The following is a 25,775-nucleotide window of genomic DNA, read 5'->3' on the forward strand; positions in this document are numbered from 1 at the left end:
GAGAAAGGCGAACACGCCACGAGTCGACCCCGGGGCTAGCGGGTGAGGGAGAAGGTGCTCAGGCGTACGTCGCCGCGTGCCACCAGGTAGACGTCCTGGCGGCCGGCCGTCCTGCCGATCGCGGCGGTCAGGTCCCGGTAGGCGTAGCGGTCGCCGGTGGACGGGACGTTCACGGTGCCGACGAGCCGTCCGTCCGGGCCGCCGAGCCGGACCTGGACGGTGGTGTCGCCCGCGCTCTCCTTGCTCGCCCGCAGCTTGATACCGCGGACGCCCGAGCCGAGGTCGGCTCCGGCGAACGCGATCCAGTCGCCCGCCCCGGCACCGACGGCGTCGCCCCGGGCCTTGGACTCGTCGACGATCTCGGCGCCCTGGTGGTCGTCGAAGTCGGCCGCCCGGGTGGGCCTGGTGAGGTCGCGCGCCGGTACGGTCTCGCCCCGGACCTTGAGCGAGGAGCGCTGCCGGATGTCACCCGACGAAGCGCCGACCATGATGTCGTGCTTGGACTTCTCGACGGTCCACTTGCCGCGGGTGACGTCCCAGTGGGCGAGGTCGGAGACGCGGAAGTCGAGCTTGACCGTGGTCGTGCGGCCGGGCGCGACGCGTACCTTGTCGAACGCGCGCAGCTGCTTGACGGGCTGCTTCACCCGCGACGACTTCTGGTGCGTGTAGAGCTGGACGACCTCGTCCGCCGCCATCCTGCCGGTGTTGGTGACGGGTACGGTCACGGTCACCTTGCCCGCGCGCGTCTGCACGCTGGGCTTGCCGTAGCGGAACGTCCCGTACGAGAGGCCGTGACCGAACGGGTAGAGCGGGGTGCCCTTGTAGTAGAGGTACGTCCGGTCCGACTTGATGATGTCGTAGTCGAGGATGTCGGGCAGGTCCTGATCCGAGCCGTACCAGGTCTGCGGCAGGCGCCCGGACGGGCTCGCGTCGCCGAACAGCACCGAGGCGAGCGCGTTACCGGTCTCCGCTCCGGCGTGGCTGGACCACAGGATCGCCGGGACGTTCTCCTTCTCCCAGTTCAGCGTGGTCGGGTAGCTGTTCTCGACCACGACGACCGTGTTGGGGTTGGCCTTGCGCACCGCCCTGATCAGCTCGGACTGGCCCTCGGCCAGGGCCATCGTGGTGCGGTCGTGGTCCTCGCGGCCGTTGATGAACGGCATGCTGCCGACCACCACGACCGCCGCGTCCGCGCCCGTCGCCGCCTTGACCGCCTCGTCCACGCCGCTGCGCACGATCTCGCGGGAGAAGGTGGTGGCCTCCTCCTTGGTACCGAGCACCAGCGTGCCGTCCTCGCCGGTCTTCACGTAGGACTTGGCGGGCTCGGCCCAGTCGGAGTCCTTCTCGTATCCGGCGTACCGGAGAAGGTGACCGTCGCCGCTCTTCTCCAGCGTGAACATCTGCTGGACGAACCACCCGGCCGGCTGCGCCTGGTCGTTGGCGAACGTGTCCGTCCAGCCGCCGTCGGGCTTGGTGTAGCGGCCGACGGTCTTGCCGTTGGCCGCGTTCCGCAGCGTCATGACGCCCTGGCCCCAGTCGAACACGTCGAACTGCGCGGTCGCCGCAGCCGTGGACGAGGAGAGCTTGAGGATGTCGCCGTCGGCGTCGGCGCCGCCGGTGATGTACTTGCCGGTCTTGGGGTCCTTCAGGGCGATCCGGTCGACGCCCTCGGTGCCGGCGACCGTACCGCCGGTGCCGAGCCGCTTCTTGATGCCGTCCAGCGGGGTGACGCGGTACGGCAGCGCGCCGGAGTACCAGTCGGTGTAGAGGGTGTCCGACAGCGGGCCGACGACCGCGACCTTGCTGTCCTTCGAGGCGTCGAGCGGCAGCGTCCTGGCCTGGTTCTTGAGCAGCACCATCTGCTCGGTCGCGGCCTGCCGGGCCAGCCGCCGGTGCGCGGGGCTGTCCACCACGTCCTTGGTGATCTTCCCGTACGGGCCGCCGCCCGGGTCGAACTCGCCCAGCCGGACCCGCACGCTCAGGATGTGCCGTACGGCGGTGTCCACGTCGGACTCGGCCAGCAGCCCCTTGCCCAGGGCCTCCTTGACCGCGTTGACGGTGATCTCGGACTTGGTGTCGTCGACCGTGAAACTGTCCACACCCGCCTTGAGGGTGGCGGCGTTGGCCTCGGGCAGTCCGGCGTAGTACTTCTGCGAGCCGATCAGGTTGTTGGGCCCGCCGGCGTCGGTGACGTTGAACAGGGTCTTGTCCGTCCAGGCCCGCACCACGTCGTCGGCGTCCGCGTGCGCGGTGGCGGGACGGCCGTTGATGAGGTTGTACGCGGTCATGATGCCGGTGGCCGCGTCGGCGGAGATCGGCATCTTGAACGGGACCTCGTCGTACTCCTTCTTCACCCGGGGCCGCAGGCTGGAGTTGGTCTCGGTACGCCGGACCTCGTTGTTGTTGGCCAGGTAGTGTTTCAGAACGGGCGCGGCCTTGAGGTGGCGGGGATCGTCGCCCTGCATGCCGTGGCCGTACGCGGTGCCGAGCAGGCCGCTGAGCAGGGCGTCCTCGGAGTAGCCCTCCTCGTTGCGGCCCCAGCGCGGGTCGCGCAGCAGGTTCACCACGGGTGCCCAGAGCTGGAGGCTCCAGACGTCGGAGTCCTCCTTGTTGTAGCCGCGCGCCTCGTCCCCGACGGCCGAGCCGACCTTCTTCAGCAGGTCGGGGTTCCAGGTGGCGCCCAGCCCCACCGACTGCGGGAACACGGTCGCGGTGGCGGTACGGACGGCGCCCGGGTTCGGGGTGGAGTTGACGTCGGTGGACCAGGCGAGCCCGTGCAGGGCCTCGGTCCCGGTCTTGAAGCGCTTGATGCCCAGCCTCGGGATCGCGGGCTGGTACTGGTGCAGCAGCGAGATCTTCTCGTCCAGCGTGAGCCGCTCGAGCAGGTCCTCGACGCGGTCCCGCTCGGACAGGCCGGGGTTCTGGAACGGGTAGGTCTCGCGGGCGAGGGCCGGGGCGGCCGTGCCGAGCGAGGTGGCGATCATCGCCGCCGCGAGCAGGGGGATCAGCGGCCGGGTGGACCGGCCGTACGGACGTCGTTGTTGCTTCGGCACCGTGACTCTCCTTTGCGAACCCATCCCCCGAGCTATCGAAGCGCTTCGATTACCCGCCGCGCCGTTCTCCCTCCTTTCACGCCGCGTCCTGCCGCGTGCTCTGGCCGTACCGGTCAGCGGTCGCTGCCGCGCGGCGTCAGCCGGGGCGGCAGCAGGGTGGCGGCGGGCACGTCCTCCCCGCCGAGCTTGGACATCAGCAGCTCGACCGAGCGGCGGCCCACCTCCTCGGCCGGGATCGCGACCGACGACAGCGGCGGGTCGGTGTGCTCGGCCATCTCGTCCGGGCAGATCGCGACGACCGACAGGTCGCCGGGCACGCTCCGCCCGGCGGTACGGAAGGCGCGGATCACCGGCTCCATGATCGGCTCGTTGTGCACCAGCACGCCGGTGAGCTCGGGCCGCTCGGCCAGCAGCCGCGCGACCAGGGCGCGGGCGGCGTCGGCACTGGACTCGCACGGGTAGACCTCGCCGGTCATGCCGTGCCGCCGTACCGCCGTACGGAAGCCGTCGGCGACCCGCTGGGCGTAGCCGGTCTGCCGCTCGTACACCTCGGGCGGGGAGCCGATCAGCGCCACCGAGCGGTGCCCGAGCCCGGCCAGGTGGTCGGCGCACGCGGCGCCGGCGGCCGTGAAGTCCAGGTCGATGCAGGTGAGGTCGTCCGCGTCGGCCGGGAAGCCGATCAGCACGCTGGGCCGGCCCAGCTCGCGCAGCAGCGGCAGCCGGGGGTCGCGCATCTGGACGTCCATCACGATCAGCGCGTCGACCAGCGCGCTGTCGGCGACCCGGCGCAGCCCGTCCACGCCCTCCTCCTGGGTGAGGAGCAGCACGTCGTGGTCGTACCGGCGGGCGGCGGTCACCGCGGCGACGGCGATCTGCATCACGACGGGCACATGGATGCCGGTGCGCAGCGGGAGCATCAGCGCGAGCACGTTCGAGCGGCTGCTGGCCAGCGCGCGGGCGCCCGCGTGCGGCCGGTAGCCGAGCACGGCGATGCTGGCCAGCACCCGCTCCCGGGTCTCGAACGAGATCGAGCGCTTGCCGCTGAGCACGTACGAGACCGTGCTCGGCGAGACCCCGGCATGCCGCGCCACATCAGTGATCTTGACCACCAGAGGTTCCCATTTCCTTTTGTGCCGCATGTCGAATTCCGCGATGATAAGCGCGTTCCGGCTTCCGTACCGGCGCGCCCCGCCGGTCCGCCCGGACGTGCTCGGCGGCGACCAGTGCCGCCGCCGCGCCGGCGGCCAGGGCCCCCGCGAGCGCGGTGGAGCGGACCCCGTACAGCGGCAGCAGCAGCCCGCCGGTCAGCGCGCCGCCGGCGATCCCGACGTTGAACGCGGCGGACGCCCACGCCGAGGCGATGTCGGTGTTGCCCGGCGCGGTCTCCAGGACCCTGGCCTGCATCGACGTCGCGATCGCGGGCATCGCCAGGCCCATCAGGACCAGCCCGGCGACCGCTCCGGCGGCCGTCGCGCCGAACCCGTACAGGACCAGCAGCGCGACCGCCAGCAGCGCCGCGGCGCCGCCGAGCAGCCCGCGCGCGCCTCGGTCGACGACCGCCGCCGCGATGGCCAGGCCGACGATGTCGGCGGCGCCGTTGGCCAGCAGCAGCGGGCTGATCGCGGTCTCCGGGAACCCGCCGACATCGGTCAGGAACTCGGCGATGTAGGTGTAGGCGGTGAACGAGCCGCCGATCGCCAGCACGATCACGACCAGGAGCGTCCGGAACCGGCGGGCGTCCGGGGCGGTCGCCTTCGCGGCATGCCCCTGGCCGGGCGGGCCTCCGGGCAGCAGCACCGCGATGGCGACCAGCGCCAGCGCGGTGACCACGCCCAGCACGGCGAACGAGGCGCGCCAGCCCGCCGCCTCCCCCAGCCACGTCCCGGCGGGCACACCCAGCACGATGGCCAGCGAGCCGCCCGCGAACACGTACGACGCGGCCCGCCCGCGCTTCTCGGGCGGCATCAGCCCGGCCGCCGCGACCACCGCGACCGGCCAGAACAGCGCCTGCGCGAGCGCGGTGACCACGCGCGCCGCCATCAGCGTCCCGTAGCCGGGCGCCAGGACGGCGGCCAGCGTCATCAGCACGAAGACGGCCATCACGCCGGTCAGCAGCGGCCGGCGCGGGACCCGTACGGTCAGCTTGGTGATCGGTACGGACACGAGCGCCACCACGACGCCGTAGCCGGTGACCAGCAGCCCGACGGCCGAGGCGGAACTGTCCAGATCCGCGGAGATGAACGGCAGCAGGCCGATCGGCAGGCTCTCGGTCGTACCGAAGCAGAACGCCGCGACGGCCAGTGCCGCCACCGCGCCCCCACGCCGAGAGACCCGCCAGCTCATGCTGTGCTGCCCGTTCGCCTCCGGGGCGCCTCAAGTCGACGCCTTCCCTCCTCACTCGTCCCTCGCTCGTCAGTCCAGGCGCCGCCGCGCCCCTCCGGCTCACTCATGGTCTGCTGCCCGTTCGCCTCCGGGGCGCCTCAAGCCGACGCCTTCCCTCCTCACTCGTCCCTCGCTCGTCAGTCCAGGCGCCGCCGCGCCCCTCCGGCTCACTCATGGTCTGCTGCCCGCTCGCCTCATGCCGGGACGCCTTCCTTGGAGGCCCTGACCATCTCCTTGTACCAGTGGGCGCTGTCCTTCCAGCGGCGCTCGCCGGTGGCGTAGTCGACGTGGATCAGCCCGAACCGCCGCTCGTAGCCGTACGCCCACTCGAAGTTGTCCAGCAGCGACCAGGCGAAGTAGCCGCGCACGTCCACGCCGGCCTCGATCGCCCGCCGCATCGCCGCCAGGTGGTCGCGCAGGTAGGTGACGCGCCGCTCGTCGCGGACCCGGCCGCCGGGTTCCACCGCGTCGTCGTACGCGGCGCCGTTCTCGGTGATCATCAGCGGTACGTCCGGGTGCTCGGCGTGCAGGCCGAGCAGCATCTCCTCCAGGCCGGTCGCGTCCACCGGCCAGCCCATCGCGGTGTACGGGCCGGGCTGCGCGACGAACTCCACGTTCTCGCAGCCCACGAACGGCGTGGCGGCGCCCTCCTTGTGCCCGTCGGCGTGGGTACGGGGCGAGACGCCGTCCCAGGTCCGGACGAGGGTCGGCGAGTAGTAGTTGACGCCCAGGACGTCCAGCGGCGCGGCGATGGTCTCCTCGTCGCCGTCCCGGACGAACGACCAGTCGGTGAGCGACGCGGTGTCCTCCAGCAGGTCGGCCGGGTAGCCGCGGCCGAGCAGCGGATCGAGGAAGACGCGGTTGGAGATCGCGTCCACCCGCCGTACGGCCTCGTCCTCGCCGCGCAGGTGGTGCAGGTTGAGTGTGATCGAGTGCTGTGCGGACGGCGCCGCCACCACGCGCAGCTCGCGTGAGGCCATGCCGTGGGCGAGGTTGAGGTGGTGGGCGGCCTTGAGCGCGTCGACCGGGTCGGTACGGCCGGGTGCGTGCACACCAGCGGCGTATCCGAGGAAGGCCGAGCACCACGGTTCGTTCAGCGTCGTCCAGGTGTGCACGCGGTCACCCAGGGCGCGTCCCATGTGGGCCGCGTACTCCGCGAAGAGGGAGACGGTGTCGCGGGCAGGCCAGCCGCCCGCGTCCTCCAGCTCCTGGGGCAGGTCCCAGTGGTAGAGGGTCGCGACGGGGGCGATCCCGTTCTCCAGAAGGGTGTCGACCAGGCGTGCGTAGAAGTCGACGCCCTTGCTGTTGTACGCGCCGGCCGACCATACGCGCGGCCAGGAGATGGAGAAGCGGTAGGCGTCGATCCCCATGTCCACCATCGCGGCGATGTCCTCGCGCCAGCGGTTGTAGTGGTCGGTCGCCACATCTCCGGTGTCGCCGTTCAGCGTGCGTCCGGGCGTGTGGCTGAAGGTGTCCCAGATGGACGGCGCGCGTCCGTCCTCCTGGGCGGCCCCTTCGATCTGGTACGCGGCGGTGGCCGCTCCCCATAGGAAGCCCTCGGGCATCAGTGGTCCCTCTCTAGGGTGACGACGATTTCCGGGCCGGTGGCGTGGATCAGCACGCCCTGGTCATGCTCGTTCAGCGTGCCGCCCTCGGCGGTGACCGTGGAAGGGTCGGCGTTCACCAGAAGGAGTTTCCAGGCGCCTGCGCCTTGGGCGACCGTACGGATGACGGCACCGGTACGGGAGGTGGTGAACGAGGCCGTGGCGACGTCGGTCGTGACGTGGGCGCCATCGTCCAACTCGTACATGCGCAGGGTCACGCCGTCCGCATGGTCGTAATCGGGCCGATCCTCTACGGCGCCTTCCGCGATGACGGCACCGGGCCGTACGAGTAGGGGGACGCTGTCGAATCCGTGCCGTTCGCGTATCCAGCGCCCACCGTGCACGCGCTCTCCCGTGAGGTAGCGCGTCCAGACGCCCTCGGGAACGTAGTACGACACCTCGCCCTCACTGGAGAAGACGGGAGCGACGAGCAGGTCGTCGCCGAGCATGTACTGCCGTTCCAGGTGGGTGCACGCGGGGTCGTCCGGATAGTTGAGGACCATCGCGCGCATCACCGGCAAGCCCTCCTCGTACGCCTGCCGTGCGGCCCCCGCGATGTACGGCATCAGCCGCATCTTCAGGCGGGTGAACAGCCGCAGGACCTCCACCGACTCCTCGTCGAAGAGCCAGGGCACCCGGTACGAGTCGCTGCCGTGCAGGCGGCTGTGCGAGGACAGCAGGCCGAACGCGATCCACCGCTTGAACAGGCTCGCGTCGGGCGTCCCCTCGAAGCCGCCGATGTCGTGGCTCCAGTAGCCGAACCCCGACATCCCCAGGGAGAGCCCACCGCGCAGGCTCTCTCCCATGGCCTCGAACGTCGATTCGCAGTCGCCGCCCCAGTGCACCGGGAACTGCTGCCCTCCTACCGTGGCCGATCGGGCGAACACGACCGCCTCGGTCTCACCGCGCCGCTTGCGCAGCAGCTCGAACACCGTCTGGTTATAGAGGTAGGTGTAGTAGTTGTGCGCGCGCTCGGGGTCGGAGCCGTCGTAGTAGGCGACATCGGTCGGGATGCGCTCGCCGAAGTCGGTCTTGAAGCAGTCCACGCCCATTTCCAGGAGCGCGTCGAGTTTCGCCGAGTACCATTCGCGCGCCTCGGGATTGGTGAAGTCGACGACGCCGAGGCCCGGTTGCCACAGGTCCCACTGCCACACGTCGCCGTTCGGGCGTTTCAGCAGGTAGCCGCGCGCTTTCGCCTCCGCGAACAGCGGCGAGCGCTGCGCGATGTACGGGTTGATCCAAACGGAGATGCGCAGGCCGCGTTCCTTGAGGCGGCGCAGCATGCCGGGCGGGTCGGGGAAGACGCGCGGGTCCCATTCGAAGTCGCACCACTGGAACTCGCGCATCCAGAAGCAGTCGAAATGGAAGACGCTCAGCGGCAGGTTCCGCTCCGCCATCCCGTCGATGAAACCGCTGACGGTCTCCTCGTCATAGGACGTGGTGAACGAGGTGGACAGCCACAGCCCGTACGACCAGTCCGGTACGCGCGCGGGCCGTCCCGTCAGCGCCGTGTACTTGCGCAGGATCTCCTTGGGCGTCGGCCCGTAGATGACGAAGTAGCGCATCGACTGGCCCTCGACGCTGAACTGCGCGCGGGCCACCGCCTCCGACGCCACCTCGAACGAGACCCGACCCGGATGGTCGACGAAGATCCCGTAGCCGGCGTTGGTCAGGTAGAACGGGACGTTCTTGTACGCCTGCTCGCTGGCGGTGCCGCCGTCGGCGTTCCAGGAGTCGACTGACTGGCCGTTCTTGACCAGGGGCCCGAACCGCTCCCCCAGCCCGTACACGAAGTGGTCCACGCCGAGGTCGAGCTGCTCGCGGACGTAGTGCCGGCCGTCGTCGGTGTCGATGACCGCCGTCGCCTTGGGCCTGGTCCCGGTCAGCCTGCGTCCCCCGGCCAGGAAGTCCACGCCCCATTCGCCGCCGCGCCCGAACCGTACGGTCAGCGCGCCCGAGGTCAGGCTCGCGGACTCCCCGTCGATCCGTACCGCCGCGTCCGCCGGCGGGTCCAGGGACAGCTCGAACTCCGGCCGGCGCGGCTCCTCCCCCGCGAAGTGCGTGATCGTCACGCCGATCACGTCCGCCACCGGGGCCGTGCACTCCACCGTGACCAGTGGCCCCTTCAGCAGGTCCCCCCGGTGCCGGATCCGCTGGACGGGCGCGTGCACGACGAGCGGGCCCGGCCCGGACCCCGTGCAGTCGAGGACCTCGACGGGATGCACCGCGTGCACGCCCTCGCGCATCATCCAGTAGCCGTCACTGAACTTCATCTCACCCCTACTACTTGATGGCGCCCGCGGTGAGCCCGCGGGACAGCGTGCGCTGGAAGATCAGGAAGAACAGCACGGTGGGCAGCAGCCCGAGCAGCGACGCGGCGCTGGACATGGTCGCGTCCATCAGCCGCTGCCCCTGCAGGACGCCGAGCGCGACCGAGACCGTCTGGTTGTCGTTGGAGATCAGGAACACCAGCGGGATCAGGAACTCGTTCCAGGTCCAGACGAAGAAGAACACCAGCAGGACCGCCATCGTCGGCCGGATCACCGGCACCACGACGTACCGGAGCACCTGCCACCGGCTCGCGCCGTCGATCCGGGCCGCCTCCAGCAGCGGCCGGGGGAACGCCGCGAGCACCGACGACAGCAGGTACGTGCCGAACGCGCTCTGGATCACCGTGAACACGATGATCACGCTCAGCCGGGTGTCGTACAGGCCCACCTGCTTGGACAGGTAGTACAGCGGGTAGACCAGCGCCTCCTGCGGCAGCGTGTTGGCCAGCAGCAGGACGACCAGCACCCACATCCGGCCCTTGATCCGGCCGATGCCGAGCGCGTAGGCGTTGAACACCGACAGCAGCACCGCCAGGACCGCCACCGAGCCGCTGATGTACGCGCTGTTCAGCAGCACCTGGCCGAAGCCCGTCCGGTCCCAGAACGCGGTGATGCCCTCGAAGCTGATGCCCTCGGGCAGCGCCAGCGGGCCGTTGGCCGAGTACTCCGCCGGTGTCTTGACCGCGTTGAGCACCACGACGGCGAACGGGATCAGCATCAGCGCGGCGAGCGCGAACAGCGCCACCAGCACCGCGTACGCCGCCGGCCCGCGCCGCCGCCGTCGCCGCCCGCCCGGGTCGCCGGGACGGGCCGCGCGGCCGGGCCCGGCCTTGGCCTTGCCCTTGGTTCCGGTGAGGGTCGTGGTCATCGCTCCCCCTCCGCCTGCCGTCCCTGCATCCGCAGGAAGACGACGGTCAGCGCGACGATGATCAGCGTCATCACCGTGGTGATCGCCGAGCCGTAGCCGACATCGGTCTTGTCGAAGAAGTTCTGGAACGAGTAGTACGCCGGCACGTTGGTCGCCCCGCCGGGACCGCCCTTGGTCAGCACGTAGATCGGGGCGAACACCTTCAGCGCCGCGATCGTCGTCCACAGCAGCACCACGAAGATCTCCGGGCGGATCTGCGGAACGGTCACGTGCCAGAACCGGCGGGCCCAGCTCGCCCCGTCGATCTCCGCCGCCTCGTACAGCGACGGGTCCACCCGCTGCAGCCCGGACATGAAGATCACCAGCGGGAACCCGATCTGGATCCACAGCATCACGACGAGGACGCTCGCCAGCGCGGTCGCCGGGTCGCCCAGCCAGTCGTACGCGAGCGAGTCGAGCCCGGCGGCGGCCAGCACCGCGTTGACGGCGCCGTTCTCGGGGTTGAGCAGCCAGCTCCACACCACGCCCGCGATGACCACCGGCAGCACCTGCGGCAGGTAGACGCAGGCGCGCAGCACGCTGGCCACGCGGGAGCCGAAGTGCCGGTCGATCAGGTCGGTGAGCAGCGCGGCCAGGATCAGCCCGAGCACCGTCGGCGCGATCGCCATCGCCACGATGACCAGCGCGTTGTGCCGGAACGAGGCCCAGAACTCCGCGTCTCCGGCCAGTTGCGTGTAGTTGGCCAGTCCCGTCCACTCCGGCGTGCCCACGCCGTCCCATTCGGTGAAGCTGGTGGCGACGTTCATCAGGAAGGGCACGCCGATGACGGCGGTGAACAGCAGCAGGCCGGGAATCAGGTAGGGAAGGTACCCGAGCCGTTCCCGGTCCGCCGCTTTCCGAGTCTTCGTGGTCACGTGGCGGGCCGGGTCACTTGGGCAGGCCGGCGTCGTACGCCTTCTGCACTTCGCCCAGGATCTCGGCGGGCGTGCCCTTGCCGTTCATGAGCCGCTGGGTCTCCGATACCCACTTGTCGTAGAAGGCGGGCACGGGCCAGTCCGGATAGAAGGCCAGGGCGTTGTTCTGGGCCAGGGTGTTGAAGTTCTGGATGAGCTTCTTGGCCTTGGGGTCGGTGATCGCGGCCGGGTCGGCCGCCACCGGAATGCCGCCCGCGTTGCCCAGCGTGTTCTGGATGTGCTTCTTCATCGTGATGTCGATGAAGTCGTACGCGAGCTTCTTGTTCTTGGAGCCCTTGGGAACGACCCACAGGTTGCCGCCGGATCCCGGTGTCATCTTGGCCTCGGGCCAGACGAAGGTGTCCCAGTCGAATTTCGCGGTCTCGTTCACCCGCCCGAACCACCAGCTGCCCGAGAACATCATCGGGAACTTGCCGCTCATGAACGCGACCCCGGCGTCCTCGGCCTTGAGGCCCACCGAATTCTTGGCGACGTAGCCCTTCTTCACCCAGTCGGCGAAGGTCGTGGCGCCGTGCGTCCAGGCCGGGTCGGTCAGGTTCGCCTTGGTCGTGTAGCGCTGGAAGCCCTCCACCCACGGGCGGTCGGCCTTGTCGAGGGCCAGCTGGTAGACGAACTGGTGCGCCATGTACTCGGCGCCCGAGTTGGTCAGCGGGGTGACGCCCTTCCGCACGAACGCGTCCATCGCGGCCGTGAAGTCGGCGAACGTCTCCGGCACCTTCACGTCGTGCTTCTCGAACAGGTCCTTGTTGAAGTAGACCTGCAGGTATTCGGCGTAGTTCGGGACGCCGAACCACTTGTCGCCGCCCATGACGCCCCGGTCGTCGTACTTCGAGGTGACCTGGATGTTGGGGCTGAGCATCTTGTCCCAGCCGCGCTTGGTCACTTCGGATGTCATGTCGTCCAGAAGCCCCTGCCGGGAGAGGAGACCGGCGGTGGCGTTGCCCTTGTTGTACTCCATGACGTCGGGGGCGTCCTTGGAGTTGAGCACCATCGGCGCCGTCTTCTGGATCTACTCGAAGCCCTTCTCCTCGAACTTCACCTTGACGCCGGGATGGGTCTGCTCGAATTCCTTGATCGCCTGGTTCCAGGCCTTGGCCATGGCGCTCTCGGGCGCCTCGTAGTGCCACAGCACGAGCTCGTTGGGATCGGACTCACCGTCGCCGCCGCCGCACGCGGACAGCACCAGGGAACCCGCGGCGAGCACGGCCAGCAACGCCGCGCCCCTGCGCGCCTTGATCATGGGCTTTCTCCTCCGGGGGGTGGGGAATCGAAGCGCTTCGATTCTCCGGGATCGTAAGCCCGGGTGAGCCGCGACACAATAGGCCGGCGGCGATGGAATCCGGTGGGCCCCGCTGACCTGGGCGGATGGATGGGAGCGCTCCCATCCATCCGCCCACTGCACTCAGCGAGCGCCGTACAGGTGCTCCAGGGCGAGCTGGTCGAGCCGCTCGAACGCCATCCCGCGCTCGGCCAGCTCCGCCACGTCCGGGGTGAAGTCCCGTACCGCGCGCCAGCCCTCGCCCTCGGCCAGCGTCGGCACGGCCAGCTCGTCCACTCGCGCCGTGCGCAGCGCCTCCTGGACCTCGGGGTCGGCCCGGAACGCCCGGACCCGCTCGCGCAGGATCAGCCAGTTGCGCATGCAGCCGCGCGCCGACTCCCACACGCCCTCGTCGTCCTCGGTACGGGGCGGCTTGAAGTCGAAGTGGATCGGCCCCTCGTAGTCGCTCTGCTCGATGAGGTCGACGACCCAGAACGCCCCGCGCGTGTTGCCGGCCCCGAACCGCAGGTCCTGGTCGTACCGGGGCCCGTGCTGCCCGTTCAGGTCGATGTGGAACAGCTTGCCGTGCCACAGCGCCTGTGCCAGGCCGTGCGCGTAGTTGAGCCCCGCCATCTCCTCGTGCCCGACCTCGGGGTTGACGCCCACCAGGTCGGGACGCTCCAGCTCATTGATGAACGCCAGGGCGTGCCCCACGGTCGGCAGCAGGATGTCGCCGCGCGGCTCGTTCGGCTTGGGCTCGATCGCGAACCGCAGGTCGTACCCCTGCTCCACGACGTAGGAGGCGAGGACGTCGAAGCCCTCCTTGTAACGGTCCAATGCGGCCCGTACGTCCTTCGCCGCCCCCGACTCGGAGCCCTCCCTGCCTCCCCAGCACACGTACGTCTTCGCCCCGAGCTCGGCCGCCCGGTCGATGTTGTCCATGACCTTGCGCAGCGCGAACCGCCGCACGTCCCGGTCGTTGGCGGTGAACGCGCCGTCCTTGAAGATCGGGTGCGAGAACAGGTTGGTGGTCGCGGTCGTCACCACCAGGCCCGTCTCGTCCAGGGCCTTGCGGAACGCGCCGAGCCGCTCGTCCCGCTCGGCGGCCGTGGCCTCGAACTCGAACACGTCGTTGTCGTGGAAGTTGACCCCGTACGCGCCGAGCTCGGCCAGCTTCCGCACCGCCCGGTCGGCGGCCATCGGCGGCCGCGTACCGGGCCCGAACACGTCCACGCCCTGCCAGCCCACCGTCCAGATACCGAACGAGAACCGGTCCGACGCCTGAGGGGCGAAACGATCTTCACTCACGCTGTCCTCCATCCATCCAACTTGTCGTCTCCACGGCTCTTCTTCGTTGACTCGTGGCGTGTTCGCCCTTCCCCGGCACCGAACGAGGCGAACACGCCACGAGTCAACGGGTCGGGGTGTCGCGCAGGGCGGCGTAGCGGGCCCGGATGTCCGGGGCCGGGGCGGCGGTGTGCTCGGTGGCGGGGGCGGGCGGCCAGGCGGGCGGCTCGAGGGTACCGGCCAGGGCCCAGGCGGCCTGCCGGGCGGCGCCGAGCGCGACGTACTCGGCGGGCTCGGGGACGGTCACCGGCGTACCGAAGATCGCGGGAGCGATGGCGCGGACCGCCGCCGAGCGGGCGCCGCCGCCGATGAGCAGGGTACGGCGCGGCCGCACGCCCTGGGCGGCGAGGTGATCGACGGCGTCGGCCAGCGAGCACAGCAGGGCCTCGACGGCGGCGCGGGCGAGGTTCTCGCGGGTGGCGTTGGACGTGGTCAGGCCCGACAGGACGCCGGTGGCATCCGGCCGGTCAGGGGTGCGCTCGCCGTCCAGGTAGGGCAGGAGCGTGAGACCGCCCGCGCCTGGTTCGGCGGCCAGGGCGAGCGCCGACAGGCCGTCCAGGTCGGTACCGGTCAGGGCGGCGGCCGAGGTCAGGATGCGCGCGGCGTTCAGGGTGGCGACCAGCGGGAGGTAGCGGCCGGTCGCGTCGGCGAAGCCGGCCACGAGGCCGGACGGGTCGGCGGCCGGGGCGGGGGCCACGGCGAACGCGGTCCCGGACGTACCGATCGAGACGGCCACGTCGCCTTCGCGCAGGCCGAGGCCGAGCGCGGCTCCCATGTTGTCGCCGGTGCCGGGGGCCAGCCGCGCGCCCCAGGGCGTCGTGCCGACCGTCTCGGCGGGGCCGGCGACCCGGGGCAGCGCGGGCTCGTGGCCGAGCGCGGCGGTGACGAGCTCGGGCAGGTAGCGGCCCTCGGCCGGGGACCAGTAGCCGGTCCCGGAGGCGTCGCCGCGATCGGTGACCGGGCCGTCGGCGCCGAGCCGCAGCGTCAGCCAGTCGTGCGGGAGCATGACCGAGGCGGTGCGGCGCGCGTTTTCGGGCTCGTTCTCGGCCATCCAGCGCAGCTTGGTCACGGTGAACGAAGCGACCGGGACGCTGCCGGTACGTTCGGCCCAGGTCCCGGCGCCGCCCAGCTCGCCGACGAGCGCGCGTGCCTGCGGCGCCGAACGGGTGTCGTTCCACAGGAGCGCGGGACGGACCACCTCGCCGTCCTCATCGAGGGCCACCATGCCGTGCTGCTGAGCCGCCACGGCTATCGCGTCGGCCCGTTCGAGCAGGTCGTAGGCCTTGTTCAGGGCCTCCCACCAGTGCCGGGGATGGCATTCGGTGCCGTCCGGATGCGGTGCGGTGGCCGAATCGACCACCGCGCCGTCCTCGGCACGGCACAGGACGACCTTGACGGACTGGGTCGAGGAATCGATCCCGGCGACGAGCACTGATCCTCCTTGGCCGAGCCTCCGCCGAGCCACCGGGCCGCTCTGCCGCCGCCCTGTCAGCTCTGTCGAAGCGATTCGACTCCCGCACTCTAAACCGGTGTGACCGCCGACACAACGGTGATCAGGGAGCGTAGTTCATCACGTGCTCGTGCAGCATCCGCGGGGCCTCCGGATCCTGCCGGCGGAACGCCTCGATCAGCACGGCGTGCTCGGCCGACTTGGAGTAGATCTCGGTCTGGTGCAGGCGGAGGGAGAGGGTCGTCCACAGCTCGATGCCCAGCGACTCCCACACCGACACCAGCAGCCGGTTGCCGGCCGCCTCCACCACCTCGCGGTGGAACTCGATGCTGAGCCGCATCTGCTGCTGCAGATCGCCGGTCTCGGCGGCCTCGGCCAGCCGCCGGTTGTGCCGCTCCAGGGCGTCCACACGCCCGGCGAGCCGGGGCAGCGCCAGCTCGGCGGCGCTCCGCTCCAGCCCGGCCCGGACGGGGAATATCTCCCCCAGGTCCTGCTCGGTGAACGGGCGGACCCGCGCGCCGCGGTTGGGCAGGCTCTCCACCAGCCGCAGCGCCTCCAGCTGGCGCAGCGCCTCGCGCACCGGCCCCTGGCTGACGCCCAGCTCGGTGGCGATCCGGCGCTCGACGATCCGCTCCCCCGGCTCCCATCGCCCGGCGCTGATGCCGTCGACGATGAACTCCCGGATCTGGGCGGCCAGGCCGGTACGCAGCAGCGGAGCGGAAACGTTCACGCGCCAATGGTAGAGGGCGCCGCATGAGCGGCACTTCCCGGGAACCGGCTGGTCAGTGCATACTGATAGCAGGACATATGATCGATCATTGATCGTTGCGCGCCCGATCGTCGACGATCCGATCAATGAAGATCCGATCAATGCTGAGCGATGGAGGCCCGCGGCGACCCCGCGGTGCGCTCCAGGAGTCGTGAGGAGAACGCCGATGGCCGAGATCACCCAGGCGCGGGCCGCGGGGACCCGTCCCCGCAAGACCACCGGCGGTACCGGCCGGACCAGGGCGGGGACCGCCGCGAAGGGCCCGAAACCGGCCGCCGCCGACGGCGCGGAGCTGGTCGGCTACTACCGGCAGATGCTGCTGATCCGCCGGTTCGAGGAGCGGGCGTCCCGGGCGTACACCGAGGCCAAGATCGGCGGTTACTGCCATCTGAACCTCGGCGAGGAGGCCACGGTGGTCGGGCTGATGACCGCGCTGCGGCCCACCGACTACCTGTTCACCAACTACCGCGAGCACGGCTACGCGCTGGCCAAGGGCATCGCGCCCGGCCGGGTGATGGCCGAGCTGTACGGGCGGTCGGACGGCGTCTCCAAGGGCTGGGGCGGGTCCATGCACCTGTTCGACGCCGAGGCCCGGCTGCTGGGCGGGTACGGCATCGTCGGCGGGCAGGTCCCGCTGGCGACCGGCGCCGCGCTCGCCGTCTCCTACAAGGGCGGCGACGACGTCGTGATGTGCCAGATGGGCGACGGCACCGCCGCGATCGGAGCGTTCCACGAGTCGCTGAACATCGCCGCGCTCTGGAACCTGCCGGCCGTCTTCGTCGTGATCAACAACGGGCTCGGGATGGGCACCACGGTCGAGGCGTCCTCGGCCGAGCCGGAGCTGTACCGGCGCGGCGCCGCGTACCGGATGGAGAGCGCCCGGGTGGACGGCGCGGACGTGGTCGCCGTACGCGACGCGGCCCGCATCGCCGTCGAGCACGCCCGCACCGAGAGCAGGCCGTACCTGCTGGAGGCCGTCAGTCCCCGGCTGCGCGGCCACTCGGTCGTCGACCCGGCCCGCTACCGGTCCAAGGAGGAGCGCCAGGCGCTGCTCGACCAGGACCCCGTGGCCGCGCTCGGCGACCGCCTGGAGCGCGACGGCGTGCTGTCGGCCGACGACCGCGCCGCCATCGCGGCCGAGGTCGCCGCCGAGGTCACGGCCGCCGCCGAGTTCGCCGATCAGAGCCCGGCGCCCGACCCGTCCACGCTGTTCGACTACACCTACGCCACGCCGGTCGCGGGCGAGCTGCGCCGCCTGCCCGCCGACCCGCTGTTCCGTTCCTGAGGAGCCGTTCCATGGCACTTGTCACCTACCGCCAGGCCCTGAGGGACACGCTGCGCGCCGAGATGCTGCGCGACGACGACGTCTTCCTGATCGGCGAGGAGATCGGGCTCTTCGAGGGCTCGTACAAGATCACCGAAGGGCTGCTCAAGGAGTTCGGCCCGCGCCGGGTCCGCGACACCCCGATCGCCGAGGAGGGCTTCGTCGGCGCCGCGATCGGCGCCGCGATGCTCGGCCTGCGCCCGGTGGTCGAGATCATGACGATCAACTTCTCGCTGCTGGCGCTGGACCAGATCGTCAACCACGCCGCCAAGATCTACGGGATGTTCGGCGGCCAGTGCAGCGTCCCGCTGGTGATCCGCACGCCCGGCGGCGGCGGGCAGCAGCTCGGCGCCACCCATTCGCAGAACGTGGAGCTGTTCTACTCGTTCATCCCGGGCCTGAAGGTCGTCGCGCCCAGCACGCCGGCCGAGGCGTCGGCGATGCTCAAGGCCGCGATCCGGGACGACGACCCGGTGCTGTTCCTGGAGAACCTCTCCCTCTACAACAGCAAGGGAGAGTTGCCCGCCGACGTCGCCGACATCGAGCCCGCCGAGATCGGCCGCGCCGCCGTCACCCGGCCCGGCACCGACATCACGATCATCGGCTACTCCCGGATGGCCACGGTCGCCACCGAGGTCGCCGAACGGCTCGCGGAGGAGGGCATCTCGGCCGAGGTCGTCGACCTGCGCAGCCTGCGCCCGCTGGACCGGCAGACCTTCGTCGACTCGGTGCGCCGCACCGGCTGCGCCGTGATCGCCGAGGACGACTGGCTCACCTACGGCATCGGCGCCGAGATCGCCGCCACCATCCAGGAGGGCGCCTTCGACTGGCTCGATGCCCCCGTCCGCCGGGTGGCGATGGCCGAGGTCCCGCTGCCGTACGCCAAGCCGCTGGAGCTGGCCGCGCTGCCCTCCGCCGACTCCCTCATCACCGCCGTCCGCGAGACCCTCCGCGCGACCGGCCGCATCGCCCTGGAGACCTCCCGATGACCGACACCGCCACGACCGAGATCCTGATGCCCCGGCTCTCCGACACGATGGAGGAGGGCGTGATCAGCTCCTGGCAGAAGAAGCCGGGAGACGCGATCGCCGTCGGCGACGTCATCTGCGACATCGAGACCGACAAGGCCGTCATGGAGTACGAGGCGTACGAGGACGGCGTCCTCGCCGAGATCCTCGTCGCCGAGGGCGAGGCGGCCCCGATCGGCTCCCCCATCGCCATCGTCGTCCCGCCGGGAACGGACATCGCCGCGGCTGCGGCCGCGGCTCCCGCGAAGAAGCCGGAGCCCGAGGCGGCGCCCGAGCCCGCTGCCGCTCCCCCGGCACCGGCACCGGCCCCCGCCGCAGCCCCCGCGCCCGCCCCTGCACCTGCACCTGCGCCTGTGGCGGCTGAGCCGGCACGCGGGTCGCGGCCGCCGTCGTCGCCGCTCGCGCGCCGGCTCGCCCGCGACCACGGTCTCGACCTGGGCACGCTGAACGGGTCGGGCCCGGGCGGCCGGGTCATCCGCGCGGACATCGAGGCCGCGATCCGTACCGTCGAGGCGCCCGCCGAGGCCCCCGCCAAGCCGGCGCCGGCCGCCGCGCCCGTGCGCGCGGACGACGCCGACGTCGAGCGCGTGCCGCTCAACCGGTTCCGCAAGGTCGCGGCCCGCAGGCTCACCGAGAGCAAGCAGAACGCGCCGCACTTCTACCTGACGCGCGAGGTGGACGCCTCGGAACTGCTGGCGTTCCGGGCCACGCTCAACACGGCGCTCGCTCCCGCCAAGGTCAGCGTGAACGACCTGATCGTGAAGGCGTGCGCGACCGCGCTGCTCGAGCACCCCGCCGTGAACGTCTCGTACACGCCGGAGGACCTGCTGTTCCACAAGCGGGTGAACATCGGCATCGCGGTGGCGGTCGAGGACGGCCTGCTCGTGCCGGTCATCCGGGACGCCGACCGCAAGAGCGTCTCGCAGATCGGCACCGAGACCCGCGAGCTGGCGGGCAAGGCCCGCGAGGGCAAGCTGCCGGCGCAGGACATGAGCGGCGGCACGTTCAGCGTGAGCAATCTCGGCATGTACGGGATCGCGCACTTCTCGGCCGTGATCAACCCGCCGGAGGCCGCCATCCTCGCGGTCGGCGCGGTACGGGACGAGCCGGTCGTCCGCGACGGCCAGGTCGTGCCGGGCAAGCGCATGGCGGTGACGCTGTCGGTGGACCACCGCGCCTGCGACGGCGCCACGGGCGCCGCGTTCCTGGCCCGCCTCGCCGAGCTGCTGGAGCAGCCCCTGCTCATCGTCGCCTGACCTACCGCACCACGTGTTCGGCGTGCACCTGACGCTGCGGTCGCCGACCGCCGCCAGGTGCACGCCGAACGCACGTACTGCCACTGAATCACGCTGCCACTGAAATCAAGCTGCCACTGACATCACGTTGCCGCTGAATGACCGCGTGAACGTCCGTGAACCGGCCGCGCGGAAGCCGTCATGGGTCAGTCGACGCGGAAGAGATTCTCGTCGATGCGGTCGAGGGCGAGCCGTACGGCACCGACGCCGACGGCCTCGTCGCCGAGGGTGGAGGCCTCGATCCGCAGAGGGCTGAGGCAGAGCGGGCGGACCTGGCGGCGGAGCTCGTCGATCAGCCGGTCGCCGGCGCGGGTGAGCGCGCCGCCGACGACGATCATCTCGGGGTCGATGGCCAGGGCCATCGCGGCGATGCCGCGCGACATCCGGGCGGCGAGCCGTTCGACCAGGGCGACGGCCTCGGGGTCGTCGTGCTGGGCGGCGGTCAGGACGGCCTCCGCGGCAGCGTCCTCGGCGCCGCGGACCGAACCGGTGGGGACGCCGGTCAGCGCGGCCGTGGTATCGCGCAGGCCCAGCTCGGGAAGCATGCCGATCTCGCCCGCCGCGCCCCAGCGGCCGCGGTGCAGCCGGCCGCCGATGACGGCGCCGACGCCGGTGTGCAGGCCGGCCAGGACGCAGATGACGTCGTCGGTGTCCTCGGCCACGCCGCGCCAGCGTTCGGCCATGGTGGCGAGGTTGGCGTCGTTCTCCACGTACACCGGGCAGGCGAACGAGCGGCCCAGCTCGCGGCCCAGATTGAGGCCCTGCCAGCCCGGGACGACCGTACAGAACGCGACCGTGCCCTCGGCGGTGACGACGCCGGGGGTGCCCGCGGCCACGGCCCAGAGGGCGGAACGGTCGATGCCGGTGGCCGACAGGCAGGTCTTGATGGCGGCGCGGACGGCGGCGAGCCGTTCGGGAGGTTCCCAGCCGACGTCGAGTCCGGCCCGGTGCGAGCCGATGACCTGGCCGTTGAGGTCGGCCAGGAAGATCTGGACGCTGTGCGCGTCGATGTCCAGGCCCAGCGCGTAGCCGGCCTCGGCGCGGAACCGGTAGCGGCGGGCGGGACGGCCGAGGCCGGAGCCGGAACGGGGCGCGACCTCGGCCACCAGGCCGCGCCCGGTCAGCTCGCCGATCACGCCCTCGGTGGTGGGGCGGGACAGCCCGACCAGCCGGGCCAGCTCACTGAGGGTGGGCTCGCCCCCGCCGCGCAGCGCGCGCAGCGTCGCGGCGGCGTTGAGCCTGCGGAGCACCGAAGGATCGCCCCCGTGCAGGGAAATTTCGGACACGGCACCTCTCGTCGATTCACTGGCTCGGTTCACGAGCTCGGTTCAGGGCCTTGACAGGGATCGGCCGACCGTGGACATTATTGCCAACCTACTTACGAAAGACCCTTTCGTAAAGCGACGTGCAGCTCAGAGGGCAGGTGACGCAGTGGTGGCAGCGGACGGCGCGCGGCCGACGATCGCGGTGGTGGGCGCCGGGCTGCGCGGCTCGACCTACGCCCGCCGGATCCTGGCCACCGCGCGCGGCAGGATCGTCGCGGTGGCCGAGCCGGACCCGCAGCGCCGCGAGCGGTTCGCCGCCGAGCACCGGATCCCGCCGGACCGGGTGTTCGCGAGCTGGACCGAACTGGTCGACGCCGGCCGCGAGCACCGGCTGGCCGACGGCGCGATCATCGCGACCCAGGACACCGAGCACGCCGAACCCGCCGTCCGGCTGGCCGGGCAGGGCTACCACATCCTGCTGGAGAAGCCGATGGCCACCACCGAGGCCGACGCGGAACGGGTGGTCGCGGCGGCCGAGCGGGCCGGGACGATGCTGGCGGTCTGTCACGTGCTCCGTTATACGCCCTACACCCGGTTGATCCGGCATCTCCTGGACGCGGGGCGGATCGGTACCCCGATCAGCGTCCAGCATCTGGAACCGGTGGGCTGGTGGCACCACGCCCACTCCTACGTACGGGGCAACTGGCGGAGGGAGGACGAGTCGGGCCCGATGCTGATGACCAAGTCGGTCCACGACATCGACTGGATGATCCACGTGATGGGCGAGACCCCGTCCCGGGTCGGCTCGTTCGGGCGGCTGTCGCACTTCCGGCCGGAGAACCGCCCGGCCGGGGCCGCCGCCCGCTGCCTGGACTGCTCGGTCGAACCCGAGTGCGCGTACTCCGCCAAGCGGCTCTACCTGTCCTGCCTCGGCGATCCCGAGCGCGAGGCCTGGCCGCTGGGCGCGATCACCGACGACTTCACCAAGGAGGGCGTCGTCGCGGCGCTGCGCGAGGGCCCGTACGGCCGGTGCGTGTACGACTGCGACAACGACGTGGTGGACCACCAGGTCGTGAACATGGAATTCCCGTCCGGTGCCACCGGCACCTTCACCGTGACCGCGTTCTCCCCGTACGCCCAGCGGCAGACCCGGATCTTCGGCTCGGCCGGCTGCATCGAGGGCGACGGCGTGCGGCTCTCGCTGCGCGACTTCGTCACCGGCGAGCTGGAGACCTTCGACACCGGATCCGGTCCTGTTCCCGCCTCGACCCGCCCCGAGCACGAAGCGCCCGACGGCCGGCACGACGCCGCCGACGAAGCGCTGGCCGACGCGTTCGTCGCGGCACTGGCGGCCGGCGACCCGGCCCCGCTCGCCTCCGGCGGCCGCGAGAGCCTTGCCTCGCACCGCGTCGTATGGGCGGCCGAACGCGCGCGCCACGCGGGAACGGTCGTCGGCATCGCCTCCGCCGGCATCGGCTCCGCCGGCACCGCCCCCTCCGAGAGCGCACCCTCTCCGCAACCCCCCGCGAAAGGTACTGCGACCCCATGACCAGAAAAGTGTGGACCGGCGCCGCCGGATCCCTGGCCCTCGCCCTCGTGCTGAGCGCGTGCGGCGGCTCCGACGGCAAGGACGCCGCGGGCACGGCGACCAACGACGCGCGCGGCGCCATCACGTTCGCCACCGGCAAGGACCTGACCGGCACCATCCAGAAGCTGGTCAAGAAGTGGAACGACGCGCACCCCAAGGAGCAGGTGCGGATCGTCGAGCTGCCCGAGGACGGCGACCAGACCCGGCAGCAGCTCGTCCAGAACGCGCAGATCAAGTCCGACGCGTACGACGTGATCCGGCTGGACGCGGTCTGGACGGCCGAGTTCGCCGCGCGCCGCTGGGTGCTGCCGCTGGACGAGAGCAAGCTGGACCCGAGCACGTTCGTACCGGCCGCCCTGGAGACCGGTAAGTACCGGGGCAAGCTGTACGCGGCGCCCTGGCTCACCGGCACCGGGATCCTGTACTACCGCACCGACCTGCTGGAAGCCGCCGGTGTGAAGGACCCGCCGAAGACGTGGGCCGAGATGCAGGCCGCCTGCGAGAAGGTCAAGGAGACCGACGAGGGCAAGGACGCCGACTGCTTCGCAGGCCAGTACGACAAGTACGAGGGCCTGACCGTCAACTACTCCGAGGCCGTGCAGTCCGCCGGGGGCACGGTGTTCGACGCAAGCGGCAAGCCCCAGGTGACCACGCCGCAGGCCAAGGCGGGCCTGCAGTTCCTGGTGGACGGGTTCAAGAACGGCACGATCCCGTCCAAGGGCATCACGCTCAAGGAGGAGGAGAGCAGGCGCGCGTTCCAGGACGGGCAGCTGGTCTTCCACCGCAACTGGGCCTACGTGTACGCGCTGGCCGCCGCCAAGGACGGCACGTCCAAGGTGAACGGCAAGTTCGACATCGCACCGCTCCCGGGCAAGGACGGCGTGGGCTCGGGCACGCTCGGCGGCAACAACCTGTCGGTCTCGGCGTTCTCCAAGCACCAGGCCACCTCGCGGGACTTCATCCAGTACATCGTGAGCCTGGACGTGCAGCGCGAGTACAACAAGGAGCAGTCGTTCCCGCTGTCGCGCGCCGCGCTGTACGACGACCCCGCGCTGATCAAGCAGTACCCGTACCTGCCGGTCATGAAGAAGAGCCTGGAGACCGCCAAGCCGCGCCCGGTCGTGGTCAAGTACAACGAGGTCACCGCCGCGATCCAGGACCACGTCACCGCCGCGATCACCGGCAAGAAGACGACCGACCAGGCCGCCACGGAACTGCAGACCGCCCTCGCCGGCCTGGCTGACTGATCCACTCATGGAGAAGCTGACCACCGACACCGGCCGCGATCCGGCCGGCCCGTCGGTCACGTCCCCGGCCGGGGCCGCTCCCCCAGGCGACCAGGCCCACACGGGGGATCCCGGCCGGGGACGGCCCGCCCGCAGGCTCCGCCGGGCCCGTACCGGAACCGGTTCGGGCGGGCGGGCGACGGCGGGCGAGGGGCGGCTCGCCGCCGCGCTGCTGTCCCCCACGCTCGCGGTGCTGGCCGTGGTGATCGCGTTCCCGCTGGTGGCCGCGGTCTGGGACTCGCTGCACCGCACCAGCGAGGAACTGGACGCCGACGGGCTGGTGGTGGAGGCCGAGCGGTTCAGCGGCCTGGCCAACTACACGAGCCTGATCGGGAACGACCGGTTCCTCACCGCGCTGTGGAACACCACGTTCTTCACCGTCACCACGGTCGTGCTCGAGACGCTGCTCGGGCTGGGGATGGCGCTGCTGATGCACCGCGCGTTCCGGGGGCGGGCGATCTTCCGGGCCAGCGTGCTGGTGCCGTGGGCGATCCCGACCGCGATCTCCGCGCTGCTGTGGCGGTGGATCTTCTCGGCGGACGGCGTGGCCAACAAGGTGCTCGGCCGCGAGATCCTGTGGACCGCCGACGGCGTCGCCGCCAAGTTCGCGGTGATCCTCGCCGACACCTGGAAGACCGCGCCGTTCGTGGCGCTGCTGGTGCTGGCCGGGCTGCAGGTGATCCCCGACGAGGTGTACGAGGCGGCCCGGGTCGACGGGGCCGGGGCGTGGCAGCGGTTCAGGAACGTGACGCTGCCGCTGGTCATGCCGTCGCTGCTGGTCGCGGTGATGTTCCGGATGATGGACTCGCTGCGGATGTTCGACCTGCCGCAGGTCCTGATCGGCACCCGCAAGCCCTCGGTGGAGACGCTGTCGCAGCTGGCCTGGGACGACGCCATGAACCTCAACTACGGCCCCGCCGCCGCGACCGCGACGGTGCTGTTCCTCTACATCGCGCTGGCCGCGTACGTCTTCGTACGGCTGCTTGGCGCCGACATGCTGAACGAAGAGAGGCATGGCGGCGGAGCCGCTCGCGGGGGGTCTGGGGGGTCGTCCTCCCAGAAGGGGAACGACATGATCGGTAAGGAGGACGAGCGGTGATGCGGCGCTGGACCGACCGGCTGTCGCCGGCCATCGTGGTGGTCTTCTGCCTGCTGCCCTTCTACTGGATGGTCGTCTCCAGCCTGCGCCGCACCAACGACATCCTGGACATGTCGGTGCTGCCGAGCCCGGTGTCGCTGGAGAACTACCGGGCGGTGTTCCAGCCGGGCAACGGCTTCGTGCGGGCGCTGGGCAACAGCGTGGTGGTGGCCGGGATCACCACCCTGCTGACGCTGATCATCGGGATCACCGCGGCGTACGCGCTGGCCCGGCTGCGGTTCCGGTTCAAGCGGGCGGCGCTGGCGCTCATCGTGTCGACCTCGATGTTCCCCGGCAGCCTGCTGATCGTCCCGCTGCTGCGGCTGTTCACCGACATCGGCTGGATCAACAGCTACCAGGCGATGGTGGTACCGAACCTGTCGTTCGCGCTGCCGCTGGCGGTCTGGAACCTCACCGCGTTCTTCCGCCGGCTGCCGTTCGAGCTGGAGCAGGCGGCGATGGTGGACGGCTGCACCGCCGGCCAGGCGTTCCGGAAGATCATCCTGCCGCTGGCCGCGCCCGGGGTGTTCACCACCGCGATCATCACGTTCGTGGTGGCGTGGAACGAGTACCTGATCGCGGTGAGCATGGTCAACGACCAGGCGATGAAGACCGCCAACGTGATCGTGGCCCAGTTCACCGGCCAGCACGGCTACGACCAGCCGTTCGGGACCCAGATGGCGGCCGGGGTCATCGTGACCGTGCCGCTCGTGCTCGTGGTGCTGGCCTTCCAGCGCCGCATCGTCGCCGGCCTCACCTCCGGTGGCCTGAAATGACCCGGCGGCGGCCTCGAATGACCCGCTCGCCGATCATCCC

General features: G+C 71.0%; 20 protein-coding genes. 7 read left to right on the top strand and 13 right to left on the bottom strand.

Annotation, left to right across the window (positions count from 1 at the left end; genetic code table 11):
- Nucleotides 1–35: 35 nt before the first annotated feature.
- From ACH34Q_RS07675 to ACH34Q_RS07730, 12 genes are all read right to left on the bottom strand, one after another.
- The gene (locus tag ACH34Q_RS07675) at nucleotides 36–3,053 is read right to left on the bottom strand and encodes a glycoside hydrolase family 3 C-terminal domain-containing protein (RefSeq protein WP_395982074.1); all 3,018 of its coding nucleotides are present in this window, start codon (nucleotides 3,051–3,053) and stop codon (nucleotides 36–38) included.
- Between the two features lie 113 nt (nucleotides 3,054–3,166).
- Nucleotides 3,167–4,192: a LacI family DNA-binding transcriptional regulator gene (locus ACH34Q_RS07680; protein WP_395982075.1), complete on the bottom strand. Its 1,026-nt coding sequence runs from the start codon at nucleotides 4,190–4,192 to the stop codon at nucleotides 3,167–3,169.
- Entirely contained in the window at nucleotides 4,146–5,363 is a 1,218-nt protein-coding gene (locus tag ACH34Q_RS07685; protein ID WP_395982076.1) for an MFS transporter, read from the bottom strand. The genes ACH34Q_RS07680 and ACH34Q_RS07685 overlap by 47 nt, the downstream gene beginning before the upstream one ends.
- A 266-nt stretch (nucleotides 5,364–5,629) precedes the next feature.
- On the bottom strand, nucleotides 5,630–7,000 hold the full coding sequence (locus ACH34Q_RS07690) for a GH1 family beta-glucosidase (RefSeq protein WP_395982077.1): 1,371 nt from the start codon (nucleotides 6,998–7,000) through the stop codon (nucleotides 5,630–5,632).
- Complete coding sequence (yicI, locus tag ACH34Q_RS07695) at nucleotides 7,000–9,312, bottom strand: alpha-xylosidase (RefSeq protein ID WP_395982078.1); 2,313 nt, start codon at nucleotides 9,310–9,312, stop codon at nucleotides 7,000–7,002. Before yicI ends, ACH34Q_RS07690 begins: the two co-directional genes overlap by 1 nt.
- 10 nt (nucleotides 9,313–9,322) lie before the next feature.
- Nucleotides 9,323–10,237, bottom strand: a complete 915-nt coding sequence (locus tag ACH34Q_RS07700; RefSeq protein WP_395982079.1) for a carbohydrate ABC transporter permease — start codon at nucleotides 10,235–10,237, stop codon at nucleotides 9,323–9,325.
- The gene (locus tag ACH34Q_RS07705) at nucleotides 10,234–11,151 is read right to left on the bottom strand and encodes a carbohydrate ABC transporter permease (protein WP_395982080.1); all 918 of its coding nucleotides are present in this window, start codon (nucleotides 11,149–11,151) and stop codon (nucleotides 10,234–10,236) included. Before ACH34Q_RS07705 ends, ACH34Q_RS07700 begins: the two co-directional genes overlap by 4 nt.
- A 13-nt stretch (nucleotides 11,152–11,164) precedes the next feature.
- Complete coding sequence (locus ACH34Q_RS07710; protein ID WP_395982081.1) at nucleotides 11,165–12,202, bottom strand: extracellular solute-binding protein; 1,038 nt, start codon at nucleotides 12,200–12,202, stop codon at nucleotides 11,165–11,167.
- Between the two features lie 18 nt (nucleotides 12,203–12,220).
- Nucleotides 12,221–12,451, bottom strand: a complete 231-nt coding sequence (locus ACH34Q_RS07715) for a hypothetical protein (protein ID WP_395982082.1) — start codon at nucleotides 12,449–12,451, stop codon at nucleotides 12,221–12,223.
- A 162-nt stretch (nucleotides 12,452–12,613) separates the two neighbouring features.
- A complete protein-coding gene (gene xylA, locus ACH34Q_RS07720; protein WP_395982083.1) occupies nucleotides 12,614–13,777 on the bottom strand; it encodes a xylose isomerase in 1,164 nt (387 codons plus the stop codon).
- Between the two features lie 103 nt (nucleotides 13,778–13,880).
- Nucleotides 13,881–15,248: a xylulokinase gene (gene xylB, locus ACH34Q_RS07725; RefSeq protein WP_395982084.1), complete on the bottom strand. Its 1,368-nt coding sequence runs from the start codon at nucleotides 15,246–15,248 to the stop codon at nucleotides 13,881–13,883.
- Nucleotides 15,249–15,369: 121 nt separating this feature from the next.
- Entirely contained in the window at nucleotides 15,370–15,996 is a 627-nt protein-coding gene (locus ACH34Q_RS07730) for a GntR family transcriptional regulator (RefSeq protein WP_395982085.1), read from the bottom strand.
- Nucleotides 15,997–16,201: 205 nt separating this feature from the next.
- Here ACH34Q_RS07730 and pdhA point away from each other — a divergent pair, with 205 nt between their 5' ends.
- From pdhA to ACH34Q_RS07745, 3 genes are read left to right on the top strand one after another with little or no spacing between them, the layout of a single operon-like run.
- Nucleotides 16,202–17,320, top strand: coding sequence for a pyruvate dehydrogenase (acetyl-transferring) E1 component subunit alpha (gene pdhA / locus ACH34Q_RS07735; protein ID WP_395982086.1), 1,119 nt, complete (start codon nucleotides 16,202–16,204; stop codon nucleotides 17,318–17,320).
- Nucleotides 17,321–17,331: 11 nt separating this feature from the next.
- Entirely contained in the window at nucleotides 17,332–18,348 is a 1,017-nt protein-coding gene (locus ACH34Q_RS07740) for an alpha-ketoacid dehydrogenase subunit beta (protein WP_395982087.1), read from the top strand.
- A complete protein-coding gene (locus ACH34Q_RS07745) occupies nucleotides 18,345–19,643 on the top strand; it encodes a dihydrolipoamide acetyltransferase family protein (protein ID WP_395982088.1) in 1,299 nt (432 codons plus the stop codon). Before ACH34Q_RS07740 ends, ACH34Q_RS07745 begins: the two co-directional genes overlap by 4 nt.
- Nucleotides 19,644–19,828: 185 nt before the next feature.
- Here the strand turns inward: ACH34Q_RS07745 and ACH34Q_RS07750 are convergent, their stop codons facing one another.
- Entirely contained in the window at nucleotides 19,829–20,968 is a 1,140-nt protein-coding gene (locus tag ACH34Q_RS07750) for an ROK family protein (protein ID WP_395982089.1), read from the bottom strand.
- 145 nt (nucleotides 20,969–21,113) lie between these two features.
- On the opposite strand from ACH34Q_RS07750, the gene ACH34Q_RS07755 reads away from it, so the two are divergent.
- Genes ACH34Q_RS07755 through ACH34Q_RS07770 form a run of 4 tightly spaced genes read left to right on the top strand, consistent with a single transcriptional unit; the run spans nucleotide 21,114 to nucleotide 25,735 of the window.
- Nucleotides 21,114–22,496 carry a Gfo/Idh/MocA family protein gene (locus ACH34Q_RS07755; protein WP_395982090.1) on the top strand — a complete coding sequence of 461 codons (1,383 nt, stop codon included), beginning with the start codon at nucleotides 21,114–21,116 and terminating at the stop codon, nucleotides 22,494–22,496.
- Nucleotides 22,493–23,782, top strand: a complete 1,290-nt coding sequence (locus ACH34Q_RS07760; RefSeq protein ID WP_395982091.1) for an ABC transporter substrate-binding protein — start codon at nucleotides 22,493–22,495, stop codon at nucleotides 23,780–23,782. The genes ACH34Q_RS07755 and ACH34Q_RS07760 overlap by 4 nt, the downstream gene beginning before the upstream one ends.
- Nucleotides 23,783–23,789: 7 nt before the next feature.
- Complete coding sequence (locus ACH34Q_RS07765) at nucleotides 23,790–24,920, top strand: carbohydrate ABC transporter permease (protein WP_395982092.1); 1,131 nt, start codon at nucleotides 23,790–23,792, stop codon at nucleotides 24,918–24,920.
- Complete coding sequence (locus tag ACH34Q_RS07770) at nucleotides 24,920–25,735, top strand: carbohydrate ABC transporter permease (RefSeq protein ID WP_395982093.1); 816 nt, start codon at nucleotides 24,920–24,922, stop codon at nucleotides 25,733–25,735. The genes ACH34Q_RS07765 and ACH34Q_RS07770 overlap by 1 nt, the downstream gene beginning before the upstream one ends.
- Nucleotides 25,736–25,775 lie beyond the last annotated feature (40 nt).

Origin of the sequence: Actinomadura sp. 9N407 (assembly GCF_044326315.1) — a bacterium.
Lineage (GTDB): Bacteria > Actinomycetota > Actinomycetes > Streptosporangiales > Streptosporangiaceae > Spirillospora.

Excerpts from the sequence above, each read along its gene's own strand:
- ACH34Q_RS07680 (WP_395982075.1), bottom strand. The coding sequence starts at position 4,192 with ATGCGGCACAAAAGGAAATGGGAACCTCTGGTGGTCAAGATCACTGAT.
- ACH34Q_RS07690 (WP_395982077.1), bottom strand. The coding sequence starts at position 7,000 with ATGCCCGAGGGCTTCCTATGGGGAGCGGCCACCGCCGCGTACCAGATC.
- yicI (WP_395982078.1), bottom strand. The coding sequence starts at position 9,312 with ATGAAGTTCAGTGACGGCTACTGGATGATGCGCGAGGGCGTGCACGCG.
- ACH34Q_RS07700 (WP_395982079.1), bottom strand. The coding sequence starts at position 10,237 with ATGACCACGACCCTCACCGGAACCAAGGGCAAGGCCAAGGCCGGGCCC.
- ACH34Q_RS07710 (WP_395982081.1), bottom strand. The coding sequence starts at position 12,202 with ATGGTGCTCAACTCCAAGGACGCCCCCGACGTCATGGAGTACAACAAG.
- ACH34Q_RS07715 (WP_395982082.1), bottom strand. The coding sequence starts at position 12,451 with ATGATCAAGGCGCGCAGGGGCGCGGCGTTGCTGGCCGTGCTCGCCGCG.
- pdhA (WP_395982086.1), top strand. The coding sequence starts at position 16,202 with ATGGCCGAGATCACCCAGGCGCGGGCCGCGGGGACCCGTCCCCGCAAG.
- ACH34Q_RS07740 (WP_395982087.1), top strand. The coding sequence starts at position 17,332 with ATGGCACTTGTCACCTACCGCCAGGCCCTGAGGGACACGCTGCGCGCC.
- ACH34Q_RS07745 (WP_395982088.1), top strand. The coding sequence starts at position 18,345 with ATGACCGACACCGCCACGACCGAGATCCTGATGCCCCGGCTCTCCGAC.
- ACH34Q_RS07760 (WP_395982091.1), top strand. The coding sequence starts at position 22,493 with ATGACCAGAAAAGTGTGGACCGGCGCCGCCGGATCCCTGGCCCTCGCC.
- ACH34Q_RS07765 (WP_395982092.1), top strand. The coding sequence starts at position 23,790 with ATGGAGAAGCTGACCACCGACACCGGCCGCGATCCGGCCGGCCCGTCG.
- ACH34Q_RS07770 (WP_395982093.1), top strand. The coding sequence starts at position 24,920 with ATGCGGCGCTGGACCGACCGGCTGTCGCCGGCCATCGTGGTGGTCTTC.